The organism is Streptomyces boetiae, from assembly GCF_031845405.1.
Lineage (GTDB): Bacteria > Actinomycetota > Actinomycetes > Streptomycetales > Streptomycetaceae > Streptomyces > Streptomyces boetiae.
Window position 1 is genome coordinate 1 of record NZ_JAVREN010000034.1, and the last position, 19,913, is coordinate 19,913.

The following is a 19,913-nucleotide window of genomic DNA, read 5'->3' on the forward strand; positions in this document are numbered from 1 at the left end:
ACCGCCCCCTCCTCTTCTTCGGCACCGACACCGACCACCTCTGGCTCTGGGACCCCACCCGCGACCAACCCCTCCGCCTCCGCCAGGAGGACGTCTCCCTGACGGCCTGCCCGGGGGAGTGACTCGAAGCCGTCAAGCGTGCTTGATCGAATTCGTAACCGGCGGGCTTCGCTCCGTAAGATTTCCGTCGTCCGGAATGCACGTTCGGTGGTCCCCGGTCGCTATCAGAGGTAGGGGGCACGAGGTTCCCCGCGAACGCCGACGCAGAGAGGACCCGGAGGTCCGTGAACGTTCCCCTTGCCGTGGTCGAGCGAGCGGCCGGCCTGGACGGTCCGAGACGCGCCGCGGGCGCGAAGGAGCCGCGCACATGACCGAGCCCGCGCCCCGGGGAGCCGCCGGTCCGGCGGGCGTTGCCCCGCTCGCGCCGCTGCCCGCGGACTTCCGCGCCTTCCACCAGCTCTACCGGCCCGCCTACGTCCGCTGGGCCGAGCTGTACCTGGGCGGGCGCGCCGACGCCGAGGAGGCGGTGGACCGTGCCTTCGAGCAACTGGCCGCCGACTGGGCCGAGGTGCTGCGCCTGGAGTGCCCCGCGGGCTACGCCTGGACGCTCCTCAAGCACCGCACCATCGACGCCGCCCGGGCCCGGGGCCGCCGCCCGGTGGCCATGGACACCGCCGCCTTCGAGACCCACGCGCTGCACACGGCCGTCGACCCGATAGGGGAGCTGGAGGAGAGCCTGAGCATCTACCAGGCCATCCGCGAGCTGCCCGAGCGGCAGCACGACGTCATCGTGCTGCGCTACTGCATGGGGTACAGCACCGTGGAGACGGCCGACATCCTGGGCATCAGCGTGCCGGGCGTCCGCTCCACCGCGCGCTACGCCCGGCACCGGCTGAAGGAGGCGCTGGGCCTGCGCGACCCGGGCGGAACGCCCCGCGGAGAGGAAGCCGAGGACGCGAAGGACGAGGCAGGCCACGAGAGGGGGCACCGGGACGATGACACGCTCGCTTGACGACGCCCTGGCGCGCGCGGTCCTCGCCGCGCGCCCCCACACCTACACCGACCAGGAGATCGCCGCCGCCGAGTCCCGCATCGCGGCCCGGATCGCCGCCCGCGACCCCGGCCACCGCTGCCCGCCGCGCTCCGGCTGCTGCGACGACGAGGCGGTCCGGCTGCTGGAAATTCTGTGCCGGACCGTGATCGGGCAGGGCGGCGCCCTGCGGCAGCTCTCTGCCTTCCTCGGAGGGCGCGTTCCACACCCCTTCGGCGCGCGCGTGCTCGGGTGCGCCCTCCAGCTCGCGGGGCGGGACGACGGCGCCCGCTTCTGGTGGCAGTTCGCGGCCGGCGCGGGCGACGGGGCGGCGGCTTACTGCCTCTACCTCCACCACCTCACGCTCGGCGAGGAGTGGGAGGCCGAGCTGTGGCACCGGCAGTCCCCGCCCGGGAAAGGGAACGGGAACGGGAACGGGAAGGGCAACGGCGACGGCGACGGCGACAGCGGCGCCCCCGGCACCCGGGAGGGAGCGACGCCCGGCGCCCCCGCCGACGAGTGCCCCCCCGGCCTCGTGCTGCGCGTCCTCACCGGCCTGCTCGGCGACCAGTCGGCACTTCCCGAGGCCGCCGCCGCGGTGGTGCACTACGTCCCGGACGCCGTCCGCTTCGTGGACGAGGTCGAACTTCCGCTGCCCGACGCCGACTTCGCGCAGCGCATCGAGGAGCTGACCACCGCCCGCTGAGTCACGCTCCGTCCCCCTTCGTCACCCGTCCGTGGGAAAGCTCGGGTATCGGGGGATTCGCCCCCGTCGCGTGGGCAACTCTGCTCTCGCGACGTCGCCTTCCCCCCAGCCGGGGCAGCCGGACCGGCTGCTCTTCCCCCACCGGATCCCCCGGATCCCCCACGACCTCATGCCACGGAGGATTGACATGGCACGCATCCGCACCGCCCGGGCCCTGGCCGCCCTCGCCGCGGTCCCCCTGCTCCTGGGCGCCGCGGCAGGCGCCGCCCAGGCCGCGGCCGGCCCGCTGAACTACACGGTGGCCAACACCCCGGTCGGCACCGTCGTCGGCGACCCCGCCCGGGTCGCCGCGAACAACCTCGGCACCACCGCAGCCGCCCAGCAGTCCGCCAACGGCCGCGGCGCGGCCAACGACAGCCGCATCGCCGGCATCGACGGCTCCCCCTTCGCCACGGTCAACCAGCCGGAAAACCACCCCGTCGTCACCTTCGTGGTGATCGACTGAGTGGCCCGGCCGGCGGCGCGCCCCGGGGGGTGCCGCCGGCCGCAGGGACAGGGTCGGGCCGCGCGGTCACTCCGTTCGCATCAGAGAACGGGTGGCCGCGCGGCCTTGTGCTGCGTGAGCGCCCGGGTTACGCCCCGCGCGCTTCGGTTACGCCTCTCGCGCCCCGGGCACGACCGGCGAACGCCCCGCGCGTGCCCCGCCGTCGCCCTCCTCCCACGCGCCCCCATGCGCCGCCCGCGCCCCTGCGCCGCCCGGATGAACGCTCCCGCGCGCAGGAGTGTCAGCGCCGCCCCGGACATTGAGCGCCCTTGACTCGTCCCCATGCCGAACCCCTCCCGACCCCGTGCGTCCCGCGCCCGCCGCCCCGCCCGCACCCCCCGCCGCCCCGCCCGCGCGCTGTTCGCCGCCCTCCCGGCCCTCCTCGCCGCCCTCGGCCTGGCCACGCCCCCGGCCGCCGCCGACCCCGCCCCGGACGCGGCCGCCCGTGCCGCCACCCCCCTCATGGACGAGGACCTCACGCCGCTGGGCGCCGAGATCTACCAGGGCCGGGCGTTCGACACCTGCGAGGCCCCCTCGCTGACCGCGATGCGCGACTGGCTGGCCTCCCCCTACCGGGGCGTCGGCGTCTACATCGGCGGCCACGGCCGGGCCTGCCCCGAGCAGGCGAACCTCACCCCCGCCTGGGCCCGCGACGTCACCGCCCTGGGCTGGCACCTGCTCCCCCTCTACGTCGGCTCGCAGTCCCCGTGCGTGCGCAACCGCGACAAGTCTGCCGTCCCCATCGACGCCTCCCGCCCCCGCCGCCAGGGCGAGGAGGAGGCCAAGGACGCCCTCGACGCCGCCCGCGCCCTGGGCATGACCGCCGGCAGCCCCGTCTACCTCGACATCGAGGACTACGACCACACCGACCAGCGCTGCGCCGCCACCACCCTTGCCTTCGTGCAGGGCTTCTCCCGCGCCGTCCGCGAGGCCGGCTGGATCCCCGGCGTCTACTCCTCAGCCGGCTCCGGCATCACCCACCTGGAGAGCGCGCGCCGCGCCGGGACGCCCGACCTGCCCGACGTCCTCTGGTACGCCCGGTGGAACGGCACGGTCTCCCCGGGCGTTGACTCGCTGAACGACGAGCCCTCCCTCGACCCCGCCGCCTGGCAGCCCCACCGCCGCATCCACCAGTACGCGGGCGACGTCCGCGAGACCCACGGCGGCCGGACGATCAGCATCGACCGCAACCTCGTCCACGCCCCCGTCGCCGTCCTCGCCCCGGCGGCCGAGGACGACGACGGACCGGCCGAGGACGACGACCGCAGCTCAGAGGGGTGAACCCCGGGGGGACACCCGGGGAATCCCTGACCGTCCCTGAGCCCCCCGGGCCGCCTCCTCCACCTCTGGGTGGTGGTGCCGGCCCCCCTTCTACTCCCTGGGGCGGATGCCGCATCACGACCTGTGGCCGATCCATGAAGGGGTTGCGGCGGCCTAATTTGTAAGGCATGACCACGCCCAGCACCGCCGAAACGGTGACGCCGCCCACCTTCACCTCGTACGTGAGGGCGCGCGGCGCGGTGCTGCTGCGCACGGCCCGCTCGCTCACGCCGAACCACAGCGACGCCGAGGACCTGCTGCAGACGGCACTCACCAAGACCTACCTGGCCTGGGAGCGCATCGAGGACCACCGGGCCCTGGACGGCTACGTCCGCCGCGCCCTGGTCAACACCCGCACCTCCCAGTGGCGCAAGCGCCGCGTCGACGAGTACGCCGTGGCGGAGCTTCCCGAGCCCGGCCCCGAGCCCGAGCCCGACCCGGCCGAGCAGCAGGCCATCCGCGACGCCATGTGGCGCGCCGTCGTCAAGCTGCCCGCCCGCCAGCGGGCCATGGTCGTCCTGAGGTACTACGAGGATCTGAGCGAGGCGTCCACCGCCGAGGTGCTCGGGGTCTCGGTCGGCACGGTCAAGAGCGCCGTCTCCCGCGCGCTGGCCAAGCTGCGCGAGGACGCCGAGCTGGCGGAGGTCGCCGCCCGCGATAACCAGGCCATGGCGGCCTGACCCCGGGCGTTGGCCCACACGGCGCGGCGCCCCGTCAAGGGCGCACCGACCCCTTAGGGGGTGGTCCGCGCCACCCCAAAAAGTGCCATCGAACGCTGGCGCAATCCCGCCCGCGCCCGACAGAATCACCGGAAACTCACTCGCGTAACGACGCGCGCACATGGGAGGCCCCGGTGCTCGGCACGATGCAGGACGTACCCCTTCTGGTCAGCCGCATCCTCAGACACGGCACGACGATCCATGCGAAGTCCCAGCTCATCACCTGGACCGGCGAGGGACCGCACACCCAGACGTTCGCCCGCACGGGCGAGCGCACGGCGCAGCTCGCGCACGCCCTCCGCGACGAGCTCGGCGTCCGGCCGGGCGAGGTCGTCGGCACCCTGATGTGGAACAACGCCGAGCACGTCGAGGCGTACTTCGCCCTCCCCTCGATGGGCTCCGTCCTCCACACCCTCAACCTCCGCCTGCCCCCCGAGCAGCTGAGCTGGATCATCAACCACGCCGCCGACCGCGTCATCCTGGTCAACGGCACCCTGCTCCCGCTGCTGGCCCCTCTGCTGCCGGGCCTGCCGCTCGTCGAGCACGTGGTCGTCGTCGGCCCCGGGGACACCTCCCTGCTGGAGGGCACCCGCCCGGCCGTCCACGAGTACGAGGCCCTGATCGCCGGCCGCCCCACCACCTACGACTGGCCCGAGCTGGACGAACGCACGGCCGCGGCCCTCTGTTACACCTCCGGCACCAGCGGGGACCCCAAGGGCGCCGTCTATACCCACCGCTCCATCTACCTGCACTCCATGCAGATCAGCTCGGCCGAGTCCATGGGCCTGACCGCGGCCGACATCTCGCTGCCCGTCGTGCCGATGTTCCACGTCAACGCCTGGGGCATCCCGCACGCGGCCCTGATGACCGGCACCAGCCTGCTGCTGCCCGACCGCTTCCTCCAGCCGGCCCCGCTCGCCGAGATGATCGCCACCATCCGGCCCACCCACTCCGCCGCCGTGCCCACCATCTGGCAGGGCCTCCTCGCCGAGCTGTCCGCCAACCCCCGCGACATCTCCTCCCTCAAGGCCGTCACCATCGGCGGCTCCGCCTGCCCGCCCGCGCTGATGCGCGCGTTCGAGGAGCAGCACGGCGTCCGCGTCATCCACGCCTGGGGCATGACCGAGACCTCTCCGCTGGGCTGCATGGCGCACCCCCCGGCCGGGGTCGCCCCCGAGGAGGAGTGGTCCTACCGCGTCACCCAGGGGCGTTTCCCGGCCGGGGTCGAGGCGCGGCTGGCGGGCCCGGACGGCTCGTTCCTGCCCTGGGACGGCGCCTCCGCGGGCGAGCTGGAGGTCCGCGGCCCGTGGATCGCCGGCGCCTACTACGGCGGGGCGGGGAACGACCCGCTGCGCCCCGAGGACCGGTTCAGCCCGGACGGCTGGCTGCGCACCGGCGACGTCGGCGTCATCTCCCCGGACGGGTACCTCACCCTGACCGACCGCGCCAAGGACGTCATCAAGTCCGGCGGCGAGTGGATCTCCTCCGTCGCCCTGGAGAACCACCTGATGGCCCACCCCCAGATCGCGGAGGCCGCCGTCGTCGCCGTCCCCGACGAGAAGTGGGGCGAACGCCCGCTGGCCGCCGTCGTTCCCAAGGGCGAGGGCTCGGACGTCACCTTCCAGGAGCTGCACGCCTTCCTCGGCGAGCGGATCGCGCGCTGGCAGCTCCCGGAGCGCTGGACGACGATCACGGCGGTGCCGAAGACCAGCGTCGGCAAGTTCGACAAGAAGGTGCTGCGCGCGCAGTACGCCAACGGCGAGCTGAAGGTCACCACCCTGGACCCGCGCCCGGCCTCCTGACCGGCGCCGCCTCCCTCTGAGGTCCGGCCGGATTCGCTCCCGGCCGGACCTCATTGCCGCACGCGGGACCTCATTGCCGCACGCGGGACCTCAGTGCGCGCCGATCTTCGTCAGCAGGTCCACGATCCGCCCCTGCACCTCGGGGTTGGTGGACCGCTCCGCGAGGAACAGCACCGTCTCGCCCGAGGCCAGCAGCGGCAGTTGCGCCGGGTCCATCTCGGCGGCGGTGTAGACGACGAACGGCGTGCGGTTCAGCAGGCCGTTCACCCGCAGCCAGTCGATGATGCCCGCGCGGCGGCGCCGGACCTGGTTGAGGTCCATCACCACCAGGTTCGGCCGGATCTGCGCGGCCAGCTCCATCGCCTCCGCGTCCGTCGCGGCGTGCGCGGCCTGCATCCCGCGGCGCTCCAGCGACAGCGCCAGCGCCTGCGCGATGGCCTCCTGCTCCTCCACCAGCAGCACCCGCGGCGGGTGCTGCTCGCTGTCCCGGGGCGCCAGCGCCTTCAGCAGCACGGCGGGGTCCGCGCCGTACGCGGCCTCCCGGCTCGCCTGCCCCAGACCCGCCGTCACCAGCACCGGCACCTCGGCCGCCACCGCCGCCGCCCGCAGCGACTGGAGGGCTGTCCGGGTGATCGGCCCGGTCAGCGGGTCAACGAACAGGGCCGCTGGGTAGGCGGCGATCTGCGCGTCCACCTCCTCGCGCGAGTGCACGATCACCGGCCGGTAGCCGCGGTCGGTCAGGGCCTGCTGCGTGGAAACGTCCGGCTCCGGCCAGACCAGCAGGCGGCGCGGGTTGTCCAGCGGCTCGGGCGGCAGCTCGTCGTCGGCGGCGGGGCCGCGGGCCCCGCCCGTGCCGTTGGCGGCGGCGGCCTCGGTCACGTCCACCGCGCCGTTCGGCCCGTCCAGCGGCTCGGGGCCCTCGGCCGTCCCGGCGGCGGGCGCGCTGATCGCGTACTGCCGGCCCCGGTCGCGCGGGTCGTCCGCGGGCGGGGTGGCCAGCTTCCGGCGCCGCGCCGGGGCCCCTGCCGTCGCGGGGGCCAGCGGCTGCGGGCCGAGCGACGGGGGTCCGAGCGGCTGCTGCCCCAGCGGCTGCGGCCCGATCGGCTGCGGGTGCGGACCCACGGGAACGCCCTGGCCCAGCGTCTGCACGCTCACCCCGGGCGCGCGGCCCTCGCCCTTGGCCCGGTCGCTCCCGGGCATCGGCAGCGCGCGGGGCTGCCGCGGCGTCGGCATCACGGGCCGGGTGCCGTCCAGGATCGGGCTGGCGGCGACCACGGAGTGCTCGACCACCGGGGGCTCGTCCGAGTCCTCCTCCGCCTGGGCCTCCGGGCCGGCGGCGGGCGCGGGCTGGGCGCCGGACGGGCGCGCGGGTTCGAGCGAGGCCGCGCCCAGGGCGTTGCGCTCCTGCTGCTGCGGGACTTGCGGCGCCGGCTGGCCCTGCTGCATTCCCTGGCCGGGCTGGATTCCCTGACCTTGCTGAAGTCCCTGGCCGGGCTGGGGCGCCTGGCCGGGCTGCGCCGGCTGGGGCGCCTGCGGCCTGCGCCGCCGCCCCGTCGGCTCCTCCGCCGGGCCGACCGGACCGGCCATGGCCTGCCCCGGGGGCGGCCCGGGGGGCGCGGCCTGCGGCGCTTCCACCGGCGCGAGCGCCCGGCGCCTGCGCCCGCTGCCGCCGTCCTGCTCCGCCTCGTGCCCGGCGTGCGCGCCCGGCGCGGGCTGCTGCCCCGCGTCCGCCGGAACCTCGCGCTCCCCGTCCGGGAGCTGCCGCCGACGCCGCCCCGTCGGCTCGACGCCGGTCCCGACCGGACCGCCCGCACCCTGACCGACCGGCCCCGCTACGGGCGTCGCACCGGGCCCGACCGCGGGCGTCGCCCCCGGCGTGGACCCCGCCCGCGCCTCCAGGGCGGGCGGCTCCGCGAGCGTTCCCCGCCGCGGCTGCGCCGGGACCGGCATCACCGTCGTGTCCCCGCTGGCGTCCCGCACGGCCGGAAGCTCGGCGCGCGGCGCCGTCCCCCCGGCCCCGGCGACCGGCACCTCCAGCACGAACGCGGAGGCCCCGCCCACCTCGTGGGTCTGCAGCACCCCGCCGTGCTGCCGCACGATCCCCGCCACGATCGGCTGGTGCACCGGATCGCCGCCCGGGAACGGCCCGCGCACCTCGATCCGCACCACCTCGCCGCGCTGGGCCGCCGCCACCACGATCGTCGAATCCCCGCTGGCCGGCGCGCCGCCCGCCGCCGCGCGCCCCGTGGCGTCCACCCCGGCGACATCCGCCACCAGGTGCGCCAGCGCCTGCGCCATCCGCTCCGGGTCCACCTCGGCCTCGATGGGCGGCGCGTGCACCGCGAACTGCGCCCGCCCCGGCCCGATCAGCTCCGTGGCCCCCTCCACGCCGGCCGAGACCACGGCGTCCAGGGGCACCCGCTTCAGGGCCAGCTTCTCCTTGCCCTCGTCCAGCCGCTGGTAGCTGAGGACGTTGTCCACCAGCGTCGTCATCCGGGCGTACCCGGCGGCCAGGTGGTGCAGCACCTGGTTCGCCTCCGGCCACAGCTGCCCGGCCGGGTCCGCCGCCAGCGCCGACAGCTCGCCGCGCAGCTCCTCCAGCGGCCCGCGCAGCCCCTCGCGCAGCACCGCGACCACCTGCTGGTGCCGCGCCCGCAGTGCGTCGTAGGCACGCCGGTCGGTGAACGCAAGCACCGCGCCCACCAGTTGGTCCCCGTCCCGCACGGGCGCGGTGGTCAGGTCCACCGGCACCGCGCGGCCGTCGCTGGTCCACAGCACCTGGCCGCGCACGCGGTGCTTGCGCCCCGAGGTGAGCGTGTCGTGCAGGGGGGTCTCCTCGAACGCCAGCGGCGTGCCGTCCGCGCGCGAGTGCTGCATCAGCGGATGCAGCTCCTGCCCGCCCAGGCGGCTCGCCCGGTGCCCGAGGATCTGCGCGGCGGCCGGGTTGACCAGGACGATCCGCCCGGCCGTGTCCACGCCGACCACGCCCTCGGAGGCGGCGCGCAGGATCATCTCCGTCTGCCGCTGCTGGCGGACCAGCTCCGCCTCCGTGTCCAGCGTCCCCGACAGGTCGCGCACGACCAGGACCAGCAGCTCCTCGCCGCCGTAGTCGTCCGCGAACGCCGCCTCGATCGCCGAGGCGTACGGCGTGCGGCTCGCGCTGAGGCCCGCGCTGGTCACCTCGACCGGCAACTCGGAGCCGTCGGTGCGCCGGGCGACCATCCGCGTCGGCTTCGTCCGGACGCTGGGGTCCTCCTCGGGACGGCGCATCGACCCGGGGATCCGCCTCGGGTCGAAATCGGGAACGATGTCGAGCAGCCCGCGGCCGACCAGGGGGGCGCCGGGCACCTCCAGCGTCTCCAGGGCGATGGCGTTCGCGTTGACGACGGTGCCGTTGCCGTTCACCAGCAACAGCGCGTCCGGCAGCGCGTCGAGTATGGCGGCGAGGCGAGCAGCGCCCCTCGCTGGCCTGCTGCTCACGACGTCGGATCCTCCCTTGACCCACGTGTCTCGGTGCACGTAACCCGTGCGTGTCTCAGGGGGAGTCTACGGGCAGGCGCAACGGGGGCGCCGGTGCCGTGCAAAGACCCAGCTCAGGCCGGGTCCTGTCCCTCTTGTCCCTCCTGCCCGTCGCCGTCCCCGAGATCGGGGAGCGCGGGCACCAGCGCGTCCCACCGCTCGATCTCGCAGCCGTTCTCCCGGCTGAACTCCGCCCGGACCTCCTCGCCCGCCCACGTCCCGGTCACCCGGGCGGTCGCGGCCCCTCCGTATACATAGGTGCACAGCGTCCCTTCGCTCACCGGCTCGAAGGGTGCCTCGGCCTCCTCGACCGCGCCGCAGGCCGCCGCCGGGTCGGGGTGCTCGCCCTCGGCCCCGGCCGGCGCGCAGCTCAGCCGGAACGTCCCGTCGGCCGAACCGCCCGTTCCGGCCACGGTGATCACCAGCTCGTTGACGTCCTCGGCCGCAGCCGGGTCGGCCGTCGGTCCAGCGGCCCCGGCCGCCCCGGCCGTTCCACCGACCAGCGTCAAAGCGACGGCAAGACTCCTGCCCAGCGTGTCCAGCATGCGGGTGCTCCCGTTGACTCGACGGGGGAACGCCCAGCGCGTCCCCGCTCCCACTGCTAACGCTCCGCGCCGCGCCACGTTGCGCAACTCGGCGCGGCGGCATCACCCCCGGGTGGCCGAATCCGATTGGCTGCGGCCGTTCGGGCTGTGGCATCATTTGCTGGCAACGCACGCGCCGTCGTGTGCGGGGAGGCTTCGCCTAGTCTGGTCTATGGCGCCGCACTGCTAATGCGGTTTGGGGTAACCCCCCATCCCGGGTTCAAATCCCGGAGCCTCCGCTCTCGCGTGACCCCCGGCAAGCCCTGGTCCCCCCGACCGGGGCTTCCGCCATTTCCGCAGGTCAGCACCCCTGCACCCAACTGATTTCACCCTCGGCCGCGCTTCCTGTAGTGTGGTCCCCGCACCGAGCGCTCGTAGCTTAACGGATAGAGCATCTGACTACGGATCAGAAGGTTGCAGGTTCGAATCCTGCCGAGCGCGCATCCGACAGCCCGAAGTGGCTGGTCATAGCGTTTCTTTCCCTGCCCGTGCGGATCTTGCCGCGCGGGCAGTACGCATTCTGTACACACCAGCCGGAACGATCACCCTCGCGCCCCCGCCTACCGGCCTATCCCGGCCGCCGTGCGCTGCGCGTCCAGCGCGTCGGCGACCTGGTCGAGCCGGTCCGGGAAAAGGTGCCCGTAGACGTCCAGCGTCATGGTCGCGGAGGCGTGGCCCAGCATCGTCTGCACGACCTTGACGTCCGCCCCCGCGCTGATCGCCAGCGACGCGGCCGTGTGCCGGAGCTTGTGCGGCGTGACGCCCCGGCCGCCGAGCCCCGCCGCCTTGACCGCCCTGGCGAACTCCCGTGACCGGAAGTTGTGCGCCCGCAGCGGCCCCTTGCGCGGTGCGCTGAACACCAGCTCGTCATCCTCGCGGCCGTCCAGCACCGGCTTCAACTCGGCGATCAGGAAGGCCGGGAGCGGGACCGCGCGCCGCTCGTGGTCCTTCGGGGTGTCCTCGTAGATCTCGCCGTTGTCCTCCGCGAACGCGGTTACGACGTGCGCGCGGCGGGCGTTCAGGTCCACGCGGCCGACGCGCAGCGCGGACGCTTCGCCCCACCGGAGCCCGGTGTAGGCGAGCAGCAGCACCAGCGGCCGGAACGTCCCGGCCGCCTGCGCGAGCCGTTCGACCTGGTCGTGGTCGAGATAGACGTGGTCCGACAGCCCCCGCTTGGGGAGCGGGACCCCGGCCGCCGGGTTGTCCGCGCGCCGGTTCGTGCGGACCGCCCACCCCAGCACCATGGAGAGCACCCGGTGCAGCCCGCGCACGACGGAAGGCCCCAGCGGCTTCCCGCCGCGCCCGCCGGCGGCGGACAACGCCCCAACCCACGCGGCGATCTCCTCATGCCGGATGCGGTCAACCGCCGTCGTTCCCCACCTCGGAAGGATGTGGTCGTTCAGCGCGCGGCGGTACCGGGAGCGGCTGGAACGCTTCAGGTGCGCCTGCGCCGCCAACCACTCCTCGGCCACCTTCTCCAGCAGTGTCCGCCCGGCCGAGGGGTCGCGGTACGACCCGTTCCCGAGGCGTTGCACCAACTCGTCGCGGTATGCCTCCGCCTGCGGCTTGCGCGGGAACGTCTTCGCCTTCGGCTTCCCGTCCGGCGCGTACCACCGCACCCGCCACCGGCCGGGCACCTGACGGCCGGACCCCTTGGCGTTCTCGACGGCCCGCCGGTAGTCGGCGTGGCTCTGCCGGTCCTCAATCCATACTCTCGCCATCGTCTCTCTGCCTGCCTCGCTGACCTCGTCTGTCCTGAACGGTCAGGAAGCCCCGGTCACGAGCACGCGTGATCCACCGGCTGGCCGTGGACTTCGGCAAGTCCAGCCCCGCGGCGACGGCCGGGATGGGCGGCTCTCCGAGGACCAGCGCCATCCGGTACAGACGGGCAACCCACTCCAGCGCCCGCGTGGTCGGCCCGCCTTCGGTGATGTCCTCCGGGATCGGTCCCGCGGCCAGCAGCGTGATCGACTGCAACGCCGACAGGACACCGTCACGCATCACCGTGGCGACCGGCACAGCTCGCAGCACCTCACCCGTGACCTCGCCGCCTTCCCTTGCGGTCACCGTGAGGGAGCGGCACTCGTACCGACCACTGGCCTCGTTGAACTCGGCGGTGATCCTGATGTCCTGCTCGCCGGCTCGCTGAGCCTCGCCCGTGATGTCCACTCGCCGAGGGACGACGAGGTCGCCGAGGTCGAGCATCGGGCTGTCGCCGCCCATCGGAGCCTTGCCCTTGATTCGCATGAGATCCATCGTGACGTGTTGAGACTTCCTTGTCGAAGCTTACTCAGGAGTGAGTCAATCTCGTCAAGTCTCATGCGCTACCATCGTCCGAATCAGATCCGTCAAGACTGATTCACAGGAGAGGCGATGGACCCGACGCGTGATCCACTCATGGACCCCCGCGAGCTCTCGGAGTACCTGGGCGTGCCCGTGCAGACGCTCGCCAACTGGCGTTGGCGCAACGAAGGTCCGAAGTTTCGGAGAGTGGGCAGACACGTCCGCTACCGGCCCGAAGACGTCGAAGCGTGGCTGAACGCTCAGGGCGCGGGGGGCTCGGCCGGATGAGCCCGGACAGGAAGCGCCCCCCGGCGCTGGACGGCCGGGGGACGCGGGATGACCGGCTGGGCTGCGGGTCGGGAACGAGCGTAACGCCGGGCGGTGACAGCGTCCGGGAGTCGCTGCGGCGACGGGTGGCCGCGCTGCGGTTGCCGGCGCTGAGCAGCGGAGTCCGCGACCCGTGGGCGGAGTGCCGTGCGCCCAGCGGTCCGAGCGACTTCGGGCTCTCTGCCGGGGAGCTGTGGGCCGAGGCCCACCGGTGCCGGCGGGCCGGCTGGCAGAACTGGGAGATCCGCCGGCGGTTCGCCGACCCGCGCACGGCGGCGTTGCCGGAAGGGTCGGGCCGGTGAGCGCCGAGGAGCACGCGAGCGGTCCCCGGCTGCTCCCGCCGCCGAGCAACCCCATGGCCGTGGCGCGGGCGTTGCTTGCCGTCTGGACGCGGAACGGCCGTCTGACGCTGCGGTACTGGCGCGGCGGATGGATGCGGTGGGAGGCCACCCACTGGCGTGAAGTGGACGACAAGGAAGTCCGGAGCTGGGCCTATCGGGAGCTGGAGCACGCCTCGTGCACCGTGGTGAACCGCAAGGGTGAAAAGCAGCGGCGCGCATGGGCTCCCACGAAGCGGAAGGTCGCCGACCTGATGGAAGCGACGGCGGCCATCGCGCACCTGCCGGCGGAGATCAACCCGCCCGCGTGGCTCTACCCGCCACCGGCCCCATCCCCGCGCGGGCCGGTGGTCGCGTGCCGGAACGGGCTTCTGGACGTGGCCGGGCGCCGCCTTCTCCCGCTCACCCCGGACTTCTTCACCCTCGTGTCGGTGCCGTTCGACTACGACCCGCACGCCACCGCGCCCGGCTGGCTGGCATTCCTCGCCCAGCTCTGGCCGGACGATCCTCAGTCCGTCCAAGCCCTACAGGAGTGGTTCGGCTACGTCGTCTCCGGGCGTACCGATCTCCAGAAGATCCTGCTGATCGTGGGGCCGACGCGTTCGGGGAAGGGCACGATCGCCCGTATCCTGACCGCCCTGGTCGGGAAGGGCAACGTGGCCGGCCCCACGCTGGCGAGCTTGGCAACGAACTTCGGCCTGTCCCCCTTGCTGGGCAAGCCGCTGGCGGTCATCTCCGACGCCCGCCTGTCCGGCCGGGACGGTCACCAGGTGGTCGAACGGCTGTTGACCATCTCCGGTGAGGACACCATCGACGTTGACCGCAAGTACCGGGACCCGTGGACCGGTCAGCTCCCGTCCCGGTTCCTGATCCTCTCGAACGAGCTGCCGAACTTCGGTGACGCGTCCGGCGTTATCGCCCGGCGGTTCGTCGTGCTGGCCACGATCGCCTCATGGCTCGGCAGGGAGGATACGGCGCTGACAGGCAAGCTGACCGCCGAACTCCCGGGCATCCTGAACTGGGCGCTGGAAGGGCTGGCGCGGCTGGAGACGAGCGGGCGTCTGTCCGAGCCTCCCGCGTCCGCCGAAGCGGTCACGACCATGCAGGAAACCGCCTCGCCCATGTCCGCGTTCGTGCGCGAGTGCTGCGAGACCGGCCCGGGACGGGAGGTCACCGTTGAGGAGCTGTGGGCCGCGTGGCGGTCGTGGACGGAGGACAACGGTATCCGGCGCGGTTCGCGGCAGATGTTCGGCCGCAACCTTCAGGCGGTCGTTCCCCCGGTACGGCGCACCCGGCCGCGCGGTCCGGACGGCCAACAGGTCCCCACCTACGCCGGCATCACCCTGACCGCCCCCGCTGCGCCCCACAAGGTCACGGGCCCCGACTCAGCCCGACTCAGCCCTGATGGACCGGCCGTGAGTCGCGCTGAGTCGCGCCCCATTCCCTTGCGGCCCCCACATCACGACACCGGTACCTGCGCCGCCTGCGGCGAGCCCATGACGGCGTTCGAACCCGGCCAGACGACTCATCCCGGCTGTGACACAGCGGACCGGACCGACTAACGCACGGCCTTTGTCGGCCCCCGGTCCCGCGCGGCCCTTCGCGGGAGGGGGCCGGGAAATCCCTCCGGCGGGGCGGAGCCCGAACGCAGGCGGGGGTGACGCGCACGCACCCGCGAGTTTCCGCCGGCTTTCTGAGTGTTGAGTAACGGCCTGGGCACCGTGCGCGCGTGCTGCTAGGGCAGAGCCGCACATCGCATTGCCGTGCGCCGTCGGCAGCCATGGCCTCAACACCTGCGGCACGCGTTGGCGGGGAGGGGGGTGACCCCCTGTACCCGGGGTGCTGGAACGCGGGGGAGCGTTCTCGGGGGACCGTCAGGTTCAAAGGGGACCCGCCGCCTCCCGGGTGGGTAGGGGGCCGCGCATCCCTGCCGGAAGGGGAGGCGGAACGCGGGGGTGACTGGACCCTCGCTCTGCCAAGTTTCGGGGACCGCCGTACCCGACACCAGCCGGCCACGGCCTCGCCCGGCCTCACGCGGCGGGCCGGGCCTCTCGGGTCCCTTCGCTGTCAGGTCTCTATCCGAGGTAGGGAGTTGAGCGATTGGCCAGGAAATGCTGAATCCGCAGCCGCTGCGTGTGGTGCATAGGCAGTCCGTCAATCTCGCTCGGGGCAATGAATCGCAGCTCCGTTGACTCATCCGAAATCGTCAGAGTCCCCCCGGTGATCCGCGCCGTAAAGCACACGTTGAACTGTCGCCTGACCTCGCCATTGCTGTAGGCGATGATGTGGCGCGGGTCCGTGTAGGTGCCGACAAGTCCTGTGACTTCCACGTCCAGTCCTGTCTCCTCCTTAACTTCGCGCACCGCTGTCCCGGGGAGGGAATCAGTCATATCCATTCCGCCCCCTGGCAGGGCCCACAGATCGTTATCGGTTCGCCTCTGTAGGAGGATGCGTCCCTCATCGTCCGTCACAACGGCCGATGCGGCGACTACCAGGCTGTTCGGCTCGGGAGCGCTGGGATCGTCGTAATACTCTGTGCGTGCCACTTATCGGCCTCCCTGCGCTGGCGTCGCAGTCTTCCATACGGCGTCGAAGCTCTCGGCGTAACGATCGAATATCCCGCCATCGCGTCGCCGCAGGTGCCAAACCGGGGCGCCGTAGGCGTTGACGCCCCAGACATGCGCGTTGACCAGCATCTGATCATCGGCGCGATAAATGCTGTTGTAGAGAGTCGTTTCGTGGGTCCGGAGTTCGATCCCTGGTGTTCCCGCCAACGGTCGATAATGCATGAGGGCGATGCGGCAGCGTGATTGAATCCCGTGGCCGAACCTCTCTTCCTGTCCTCGTTGTTCAACGTTCGGGCTGTCGGCGTCGCCGATGGCGATACGGATCGTGCAGCCTTCGGCCGCCCGCTCGCGCAGTAGGTCGTTGAGGCGCGGGTACGCCTCGTGGAGAAAAACAGCCGCATACACCAGGACGTCGATACGTTCCCGCGCTTGCGCAAAGAGGTCAACGAAGGCAGAGATAGGGAGGTCGGCGCGCTGGTCGTACAGCGCGACCAATTCCGGGCTGACTGCCCTTGCTGCGCGTGCCTGCCTTAGCGCCGGCCAGAGTGCGAACACGTCTTCCCCTATCACCTCGGCGGCACGCATGGCGGTCTCGCGGCGTGGCGTGCGCCCGAGGTTTACCCACCGTTCCACCGACTTGGGGTCCACTTCGGCCTTTGCCGCAAGGCTCGCGTAAGTCCAGCCGCCGGCCGCCATCGCGGCTCGCAGTCTCTCGTTCCCCATCAGTCTCTTCCCAGGACGACGGACGTTGGTAGGGACGTTTGCCCGGTGGCGGGACGTCCCCAAGTGCCCATTGTCCGTAGTTCCAGCGTCCCTTGGTAACCCGCGATGCTCCGGAGACGACAGACCCCCGCAGCCGTGGCGACGGCCCGGGGGCGTGGACCACCTGAGGAAAGGCAGGCAGCCGTGGGCGAGCCTACGTCAACCAGGGCCGATGAGGAGGCCCCGTCAGGGGGAACGCCGCGTGGGCCCGCCGGCGCCGGGACGGGGTCGCGGTTGCTGCCCTGGCCCGGGGCGGACGGCGCCCCGGCGTTCCTCGCTCCGGACGCGGCCGGGCGCCTGACTCAGCTCGCCGACGAGGTTGAGGCCGCGCAACTCGGCACCGCGACCGAGGTACTGCGGTACGCCCGCGCGCTGATCACCGAACCCGGCGTGACCGCACGAGAGTTGCAGTTCGCGGCCCTGCGCCTGGCCGAGTGCCTGACCGACGCACTGCGGATCGCGGAGAGCCGGGGCGCCCGCTTGGCGGACGGCGGCGCGCGGTGAGGCGCCCGGTCATCATCCGGGGCGCCGAATGGACCGTCGCCGGGGAACCGGACCCCGATGAGCCAGCCGGACGGATCGGGGTCGCGTGCACCACCTGCACTGACGCCTCCCCGTGGGAGAACGACCCCAAGCGGGTGGGCATGTGGGCCCTCGATCACACCCACCGCCACGGCCACGTCCACAGCCTCTTTCTCGTGACCGCGCAACGCCACTGGCGGGCCTACCCCACCCGCAGCGACGCCACCCCCGGGACCGCCGCACCGCGCACGCGTGCCCCACGGCCGCCCCGGGCCCACGCCCGCCCCCGCACCCGATGGCTGCGACGCTCGGGCCTCACCGCCGCACGCCTGGCCGGACACGCCTTCCTCGCCCTGTCCGCCCTCTGCCTGCCCAGCCTCAGCCCCCGCAACCGAACCCGACCCCTCCCATGGCCGCGCGGCCGGGAAGCACAGCGAGGATGAACGACCGCATCGCCATCGGCGTGACCGTGGACACCCGCACCATCAGACTCGGCGACCAACTGCTCATCGCCGGACAGGCGTTCACCGTCGCCGACATGACCGCGCTGCCCCACGGCGGCCGACGCCTGTACTTCACCACCGGCGAGACCTTCACCATGGCCGCCCACACCGTTCTCTACGCCACCCGCCTACAGACACCCGCCCGGCGGCAGGTACGCCCACGCTGAGAGCGGGAACGCCCCCCACGCGGGAACGTCGCCGGAGAGCACGACACGAACGTCCCGCCCGCGCGCCGCCCCCATCGGCATGCGGGCGGGCACCCGCGCACGCCAGGCCCGGACAATGGCCTCGGTCCGCGGCATCCGGCCCCGTTCTCCCGTACACATGCCGTACACACGGCACGCGGAAGGGCCGGGATTCCGGGGGATGCGGAGTGATCTCCGTCCCCTGGTCACCCGGCCCTACCGGACGTCCCGGCTGGTCAGAGCGGCGCCCGAGCAAAACAGAAGGTTGCAGGTTCGAATCCTGCCGAGCGCGCAGCCCCAGAGCCCCGTTCCCCTTCATGGGAACGGGGCTTTTGCGTACGTCCGCCTGGGCCGCCTCACCCTCGTTGCGCCGCCGCCTCGGCCAGATCGACGACGGAGAACGCCGCGAGCCGCACGATGAGCTGCCCGGCGCGGACCCACCGGACCATGGGGTCGTCGAGTGCCACGCCCACCGCCTCGCTCATGACGGGGAGGGGAAGCGCCGGGCGGTACAGCACACCGCGGACCCCCGCGGGTGCGAAGCGCCGGACCCGCAGGGCGACGTAGCCCTCCCGCAGATGGGGACATGCCCCCACGGACTTGGTCGCGCAGGGCAGGCACACCGGCGGGTGGCAGGTGAGCACGTCCGTCGGCCAGGTCTCCGGGTCGTTCCCGTCCTCGCCGAGCAGCCACAGCACGCCCTGCCGGTTGCGGTCGGCGGGCCCGGCGCAGATCTGGCAGAGCGCTCTCCTCATGGCCCGGCGCTGCCGCGGGCCGTGCACCTTGCCGAACTCCGGGCGCCCCTTGCCAGGCCGGTGGGAGACCCGGCCCCAGAGGATTCCGTTCCCGTCGCGGTCGTGGACCTGCTCATCGGCGTAGCCGATCCCACCGCCGTGCCGGGGGACGACGAGGGCGTCGAGGGAGCGCTCCTCGCTCCACCGCGTGATGTACGGCACGAGGCCGGGACGCGATCCGGCACCGAGCGGTGGACGTCGCCGCCGGTCGGCCGCGGCGGGATCGTTCGGACGAGCCTGCGTAGGACAGTTCCGCATTTCGCCTCTCATCCAGTGGGGGACAAGAGAGTGTTGGCCGTCGGGAGGCGCTCGCGGATGAGACCGAGGGGGATACCCCTCGTGGGTAGACTCGGGCGGCAGGGTCCGTGCTACTCCTTGATCAGCTCAATGCAGGGAAGCGACATGACCTACAGGTCGCCGGCGGCGCTGCCTTCCGGCGTGCTGGAGCGGGCCGACGTGCGGGCCGCTCGCCGCACACGACTTCGGCACGGCCTTCGCGCTGGCTCGTAAGTGGGGCGGAATCAGTTTCCTCAGAATCGCTGACGCTTGCGATATCGGCCCGGAACGGGTGGGGAAGCTGGCCCCTGGAGGGTTTCGACGACGCGCACGCCCGGGACAAGGCGCTGTACCTGTCCTGGCTCGCCCGCGCCTACCTCGACGCCGGAGAGATCGAACGCGCCGCCGCCGTCACCGGCCGGTCCCTCCAACTCGCCACCGGAGTGGGCTCGGTCCGACCCCGCGACCGCGCCCGGACACTTCTGGCACGGCTGGAACCACACCGCTCGATGCCCGAGGTGGCGGCAGTCGTCGAACAGGCCGAAGCCTGACTCAGCCCTCGGCGGTGGCCCGGCGCACCCAGTTCAGATAGCCGGCGGCCCCGGCACTGATCGGCACGGCCACGACCTCCGGGTTCTCCCAGGGATGCTGCTCCAGAAGGTAAGCCTCCAGCGCCGGGTACCGATCGACCGTGGTCCGCAGCACCAACTGCCATTCCTCACCGGTGCCGAACTCCCCCGGATGCCAGAACACGGACACCACCGGCCCGACGATCGCGGCCCCAGCAGCAAGCCGCCCCTCCACGGCCCCCCGCGCCAGCCGCTCGACAACTTCCCGACTCTCGGCCGCGGTGGACACCTGCGCAACCCTCGCCGCCCGAAACTGCCCCTACCCAGCCGACGTCACGTCGCCTCCGAGTCCGCAGCTGCTCCTTGGGGGCGTCCACGGTGCCACTGTCATCCAGGCCCCCCAAGGCCCCGGCATCCCGTCCGGCCATCCCGCCATACGCTGGATCATCGTCGGCCAGCTCTTCATGTGCCTCAATCGCTTTGCCCTAACGGACAACAGCCTTCTCGGCAACTTCAATGGGCTACGCATCCGCTGGCTCGGGTTATGGACGATTAACCCCTCT

Annotated in this window: 19 protein-coding genes and 2 tRNA genes; 13 read left to right on the forward strand and 8 right to left on the reverse strand. The window is 72.8% G+C overall.

Annotated features, from left to right (window positions below):
- Window positions 1-367 precede the first annotated feature (367 nt).
- The 6 genes from RM780_RS20175 (at window position 368) to RM780_RS20200 (ending at window position 6,121) form a co-directional block, all read left to right on the forward strand.
- Window positions 368-1,012: a sigma-70 family RNA polymerase sigma factor gene (locus RM780_RS20175; RefSeq protein WP_311632217.1), complete on the forward strand. Its 645-nt coding sequence runs from the start codon at window positions 368-370 to the stop codon at window positions 1,010-1,012.
- Window positions 996-1,736, forward strand: a complete 741-nt coding sequence (locus RM780_RS20180; RefSeq protein WP_311632218.1) for a hypothetical protein — start codon at window positions 996-998, stop codon at window positions 1,734-1,736. The genes RM780_RS20175 and RM780_RS20180 overlap by 17 nt, the downstream gene beginning before the upstream one ends.
- A gap of 187 nt (window positions 1,737-1,923) precedes the next feature.
- Window positions 1,924-2,241, forward strand: a complete 318-nt coding sequence (locus tag RM780_RS20185; protein ID WP_311632219.1) for a hypothetical protein — start codon at window positions 1,924-1,926, stop codon at window positions 2,239-2,241.
- Between the two features lie 321 nt (window positions 2,242-2,562).
- On the forward strand, window positions 2,563-3,561 hold the full coding sequence (locus tag RM780_RS20190; RefSeq protein WP_311632220.1) for a DUF1906 domain-containing protein: 999 nt from the start codon (window positions 2,563-2,565) through the stop codon (window positions 3,559-3,561).
- Window positions 3,562-3,728: 167 nt separating this feature from the next.
- Window positions 3,729-4,280, forward strand: coding sequence for a SigE family RNA polymerase sigma factor (locus RM780_RS20195; protein WP_311632221.1), 552 nt, complete (start codon window positions 3,729-3,731; stop codon window positions 4,278-4,280).
- Between the two features lie 173 nt (window positions 4,281-4,453).
- Window positions 4,454-6,121, forward strand: a complete 1,668-nt coding sequence (locus RM780_RS20200; RefSeq protein ID WP_311632222.1) for a long-chain fatty acid--CoA ligase — start codon at window positions 4,454-4,456, stop codon at window positions 6,119-6,121.
- Between the two features lie 90 nt (window positions 6,122-6,211).
- Here RM780_RS20200 and RM780_RS20205 read toward each other — a convergent pair whose 3' ends face one another.
- A complete protein-coding gene (locus tag RM780_RS20205; RefSeq protein WP_311632223.1) occupies window positions 6,212-9,601 on the reverse strand; it encodes a response regulator in 3,390 nt (1,129 codons plus the stop codon).
- Between the two features lie 113 nt (window positions 9,602-9,714).
- Window positions 9,715-10,185 (reverse strand): SSI family serine proteinase inhibitor, encoded by a 471-nt coding sequence (locus RM780_RS20210; protein ID WP_311632224.1) that lies wholly within the window; start codon window positions 10,183-10,185, stop codon window positions 9,715-9,717.
- A gap of 188 nt (window positions 10,186-10,373) precedes the next feature.
- On the opposite strand from RM780_RS20210, the gene RM780_RS20215 reads away from it, so the two are divergent.
- Together RM780_RS20215 and RM780_RS20220 are read left to right on the forward strand one after the other, a co-directional pair.
- Window positions 10,374-10,463: transfer RNA gene (locus RM780_RS20215), tRNA-Ser, on the forward strand.
- Between the two features lie 129 nt (window positions 10,464-10,592).
- Window positions 10,593-10,665, forward strand: a tRNA-Arg gene (locus RM780_RS20220).
- A 119-nt stretch (window positions 10,666-10,784) separates the two neighbouring features.
- Here the strand turns inward: RM780_RS20220 and RM780_RS20225 are convergent.
- Together RM780_RS20225 and RM780_RS20230 are read right to left on the reverse strand one after the other, a co-directional pair.
- Window positions 10,785-11,945: a tyrosine-type recombinase/integrase gene (locus RM780_RS20225; protein ID WP_311632225.1), complete on the reverse strand. Its 1,161-nt coding sequence runs from the start codon at window positions 11,943-11,945 to the stop codon at window positions 10,785-10,787.
- Complete coding sequence (locus RM780_RS20230; RefSeq protein ID WP_311632226.1) at window positions 11,926-12,471, reverse strand: hypothetical protein; 546 nt, start codon at window positions 12,469-12,471, stop codon at window positions 11,926-11,928. The genes RM780_RS20225 and RM780_RS20230 overlap by 20 nt, the downstream gene beginning before the upstream one ends.
- Window positions 12,472-12,621: 150 nt before the next feature.
- Between RM780_RS20230 and RM780_RS20235 the strand changes: the two genes are divergently transcribed.
- Entirely contained in the window at window positions 12,622-12,795 is a 174-nt protein-coding gene (locus RM780_RS20235; protein WP_311632273.1) for a helix-turn-helix domain-containing protein, read from the forward strand.
- Between the two features lie 337 nt (window positions 12,796-13,132).
- Window positions 13,133-14,734 carry a DNA primase family protein gene (locus tag RM780_RS20240; protein WP_311632227.1) on the forward strand — a complete coding sequence of 534 codons (1,602 nt, stop codon included), beginning with the start codon at window positions 13,133-13,135 and terminating at the stop codon, window positions 14,732-14,734.
- Between the two features lie 513 nt (window positions 14,735-15,247).
- Here RM780_RS20240 and RM780_RS20245 read toward each other — a convergent pair.
- Window positions 15,248-15,718 carry an NUDIX domain-containing protein gene (locus RM780_RS20245; RefSeq protein WP_311632228.1) on the reverse strand — a complete coding sequence of 157 codons (471 nt, stop codon included), beginning with the start codon at window positions 15,716-15,718 and terminating at the stop codon, window positions 15,248-15,250.
- Window positions 15,719-16,462, reverse strand: a complete 744-nt coding sequence (locus RM780_RS20250; protein ID WP_311632229.1) for a helix-turn-helix domain-containing protein — start codon at window positions 16,460-16,462, stop codon at window positions 15,719-15,721.
- Between the two features lie 273 nt (window positions 16,463-16,735).
- On the opposite strand from RM780_RS20250, the gene RM780_RS20255 reads away from it, so the two are divergent.
- From RM780_RS20255 to RM780_RS20260, 3 genes are read left to right on the forward strand one after another with little or no spacing between them, the layout of a single operon-like run.
- Window positions 16,736-17,005: a hypothetical protein gene (locus tag RM780_RS20255; protein WP_311632230.1), complete on the forward strand. Its 270-nt coding sequence runs from the start codon at window positions 16,736-16,738 to the stop codon at window positions 17,003-17,005.
- A complete protein-coding gene (locus RM780_RS27970) occupies window positions 17,002-17,466 on the forward strand; it encodes a DUF7848 domain-containing protein (RefSeq protein ID WP_449657203.1) in 465 nt (154 codons plus the stop codon). Before RM780_RS20255 ends, RM780_RS27970 begins: the two co-directional genes overlap by 4 nt.
- Window positions 17,463-17,693, forward strand: a complete 231-nt coding sequence (locus RM780_RS20260) for a hypothetical protein (RefSeq protein ID WP_311632231.1) — start codon at window positions 17,463-17,465, stop codon at window positions 17,691-17,693. Before RM780_RS27970 ends, RM780_RS20260 begins: the two co-directional genes overlap by 4 nt.
- Before the next feature lie 374 nt (window positions 17,694-18,067).
- Here RM780_RS20260 and RM780_RS20265 read toward each other — a convergent pair whose 3' ends face one another.
- Window positions 18,068-18,667: a hypothetical protein gene (locus RM780_RS20265; RefSeq protein ID WP_311632232.1), complete on the reverse strand. Its 600-nt coding sequence runs from the start codon at window positions 18,665-18,667 to the stop codon at window positions 18,068-18,070.
- Between the two features lie 666 nt (window positions 18,668-19,333).
- Window positions 19,334-19,639: a divalent-cation tolerance protein CutA gene (cutA, locus tag RM780_RS20270; protein ID WP_311632233.1), complete on the reverse strand. Its 306-nt coding sequence runs from the start codon at window positions 19,637-19,639 to the stop codon at window positions 19,334-19,336.
- Window positions 19,640-19,913 lie beyond the last annotated feature (274 nt).

Coding starts and splice junctions, on each gene's coding strand:
- RM780_RS20180 (WP_311632218.1), top strand. CDS start 996: ATGACACGCTCGCTTGACGACGCCCTGGCGCGCGCGGTCCTCGCCGCG.
- RM780_RS20175 (WP_311632217.1), top strand. CDS start 368: ATGACCGAGCCCGCGCCCCGGGGAGCCGCCGGTCCGGCGGGCGTTGCC.
- RM780_RS20185 (WP_311632219.1), top strand. CDS start 1,924: ATGGCACGCATCCGCACCGCCCGGGCCCTGGCCGCCCTCGCCGCGGTC.
- RM780_RS20235 (WP_311632273.1), top strand. CDS start 12,622: ATGGACCCCCGCGAGCTCTCGGAGTACCTGGGCGTGCCCGTGCAGACG.
- RM780_RS20260 (WP_311632231.1), top strand. CDS start 17,463: ATGAACGACCGCATCGCCATCGGCGTGACCGTGGACACCCGCACCATC.
- RM780_RS20230 (WP_311632226.1), bottom strand. CDS start 12,471: ATGCGAATCAAGGGCAAGGCTCCGATGGGCGGCGACAGCCCGATGCTC.
- RM780_RS20195 (WP_311632221.1), top strand. CDS start 3,729: ATGACCACGCCCAGCACCGCCGAAACGGTGACGCCGCCCACCTTCACC.
- RM780_RS20225 (WP_311632225.1), bottom strand. CDS start 11,945: ATGGCGAGAGTATGGATTGAGGACCGGCAGAGCCACGCCGACTACCGG.
- RM780_RS20210 (WP_311632224.1), bottom strand. CDS start 10,185: ATGCTGGACACGCTGGGCAGGAGTCTTGCCGTCGCTTTGACGCTGGTC.
- RM780_RS20190 (WP_311632220.1), top strand. CDS start 2,563: ATGCCGAACCCCTCCCGACCCCGTGCGTCCCGCGCCCGCCGCCCCGCC.
- RM780_RS20250 (WP_311632229.1), bottom strand. CDS start 16,462: ATGGGGAACGAGAGACTGCGAGCCGCGATGGCGGCCGGCGGCTGGACT.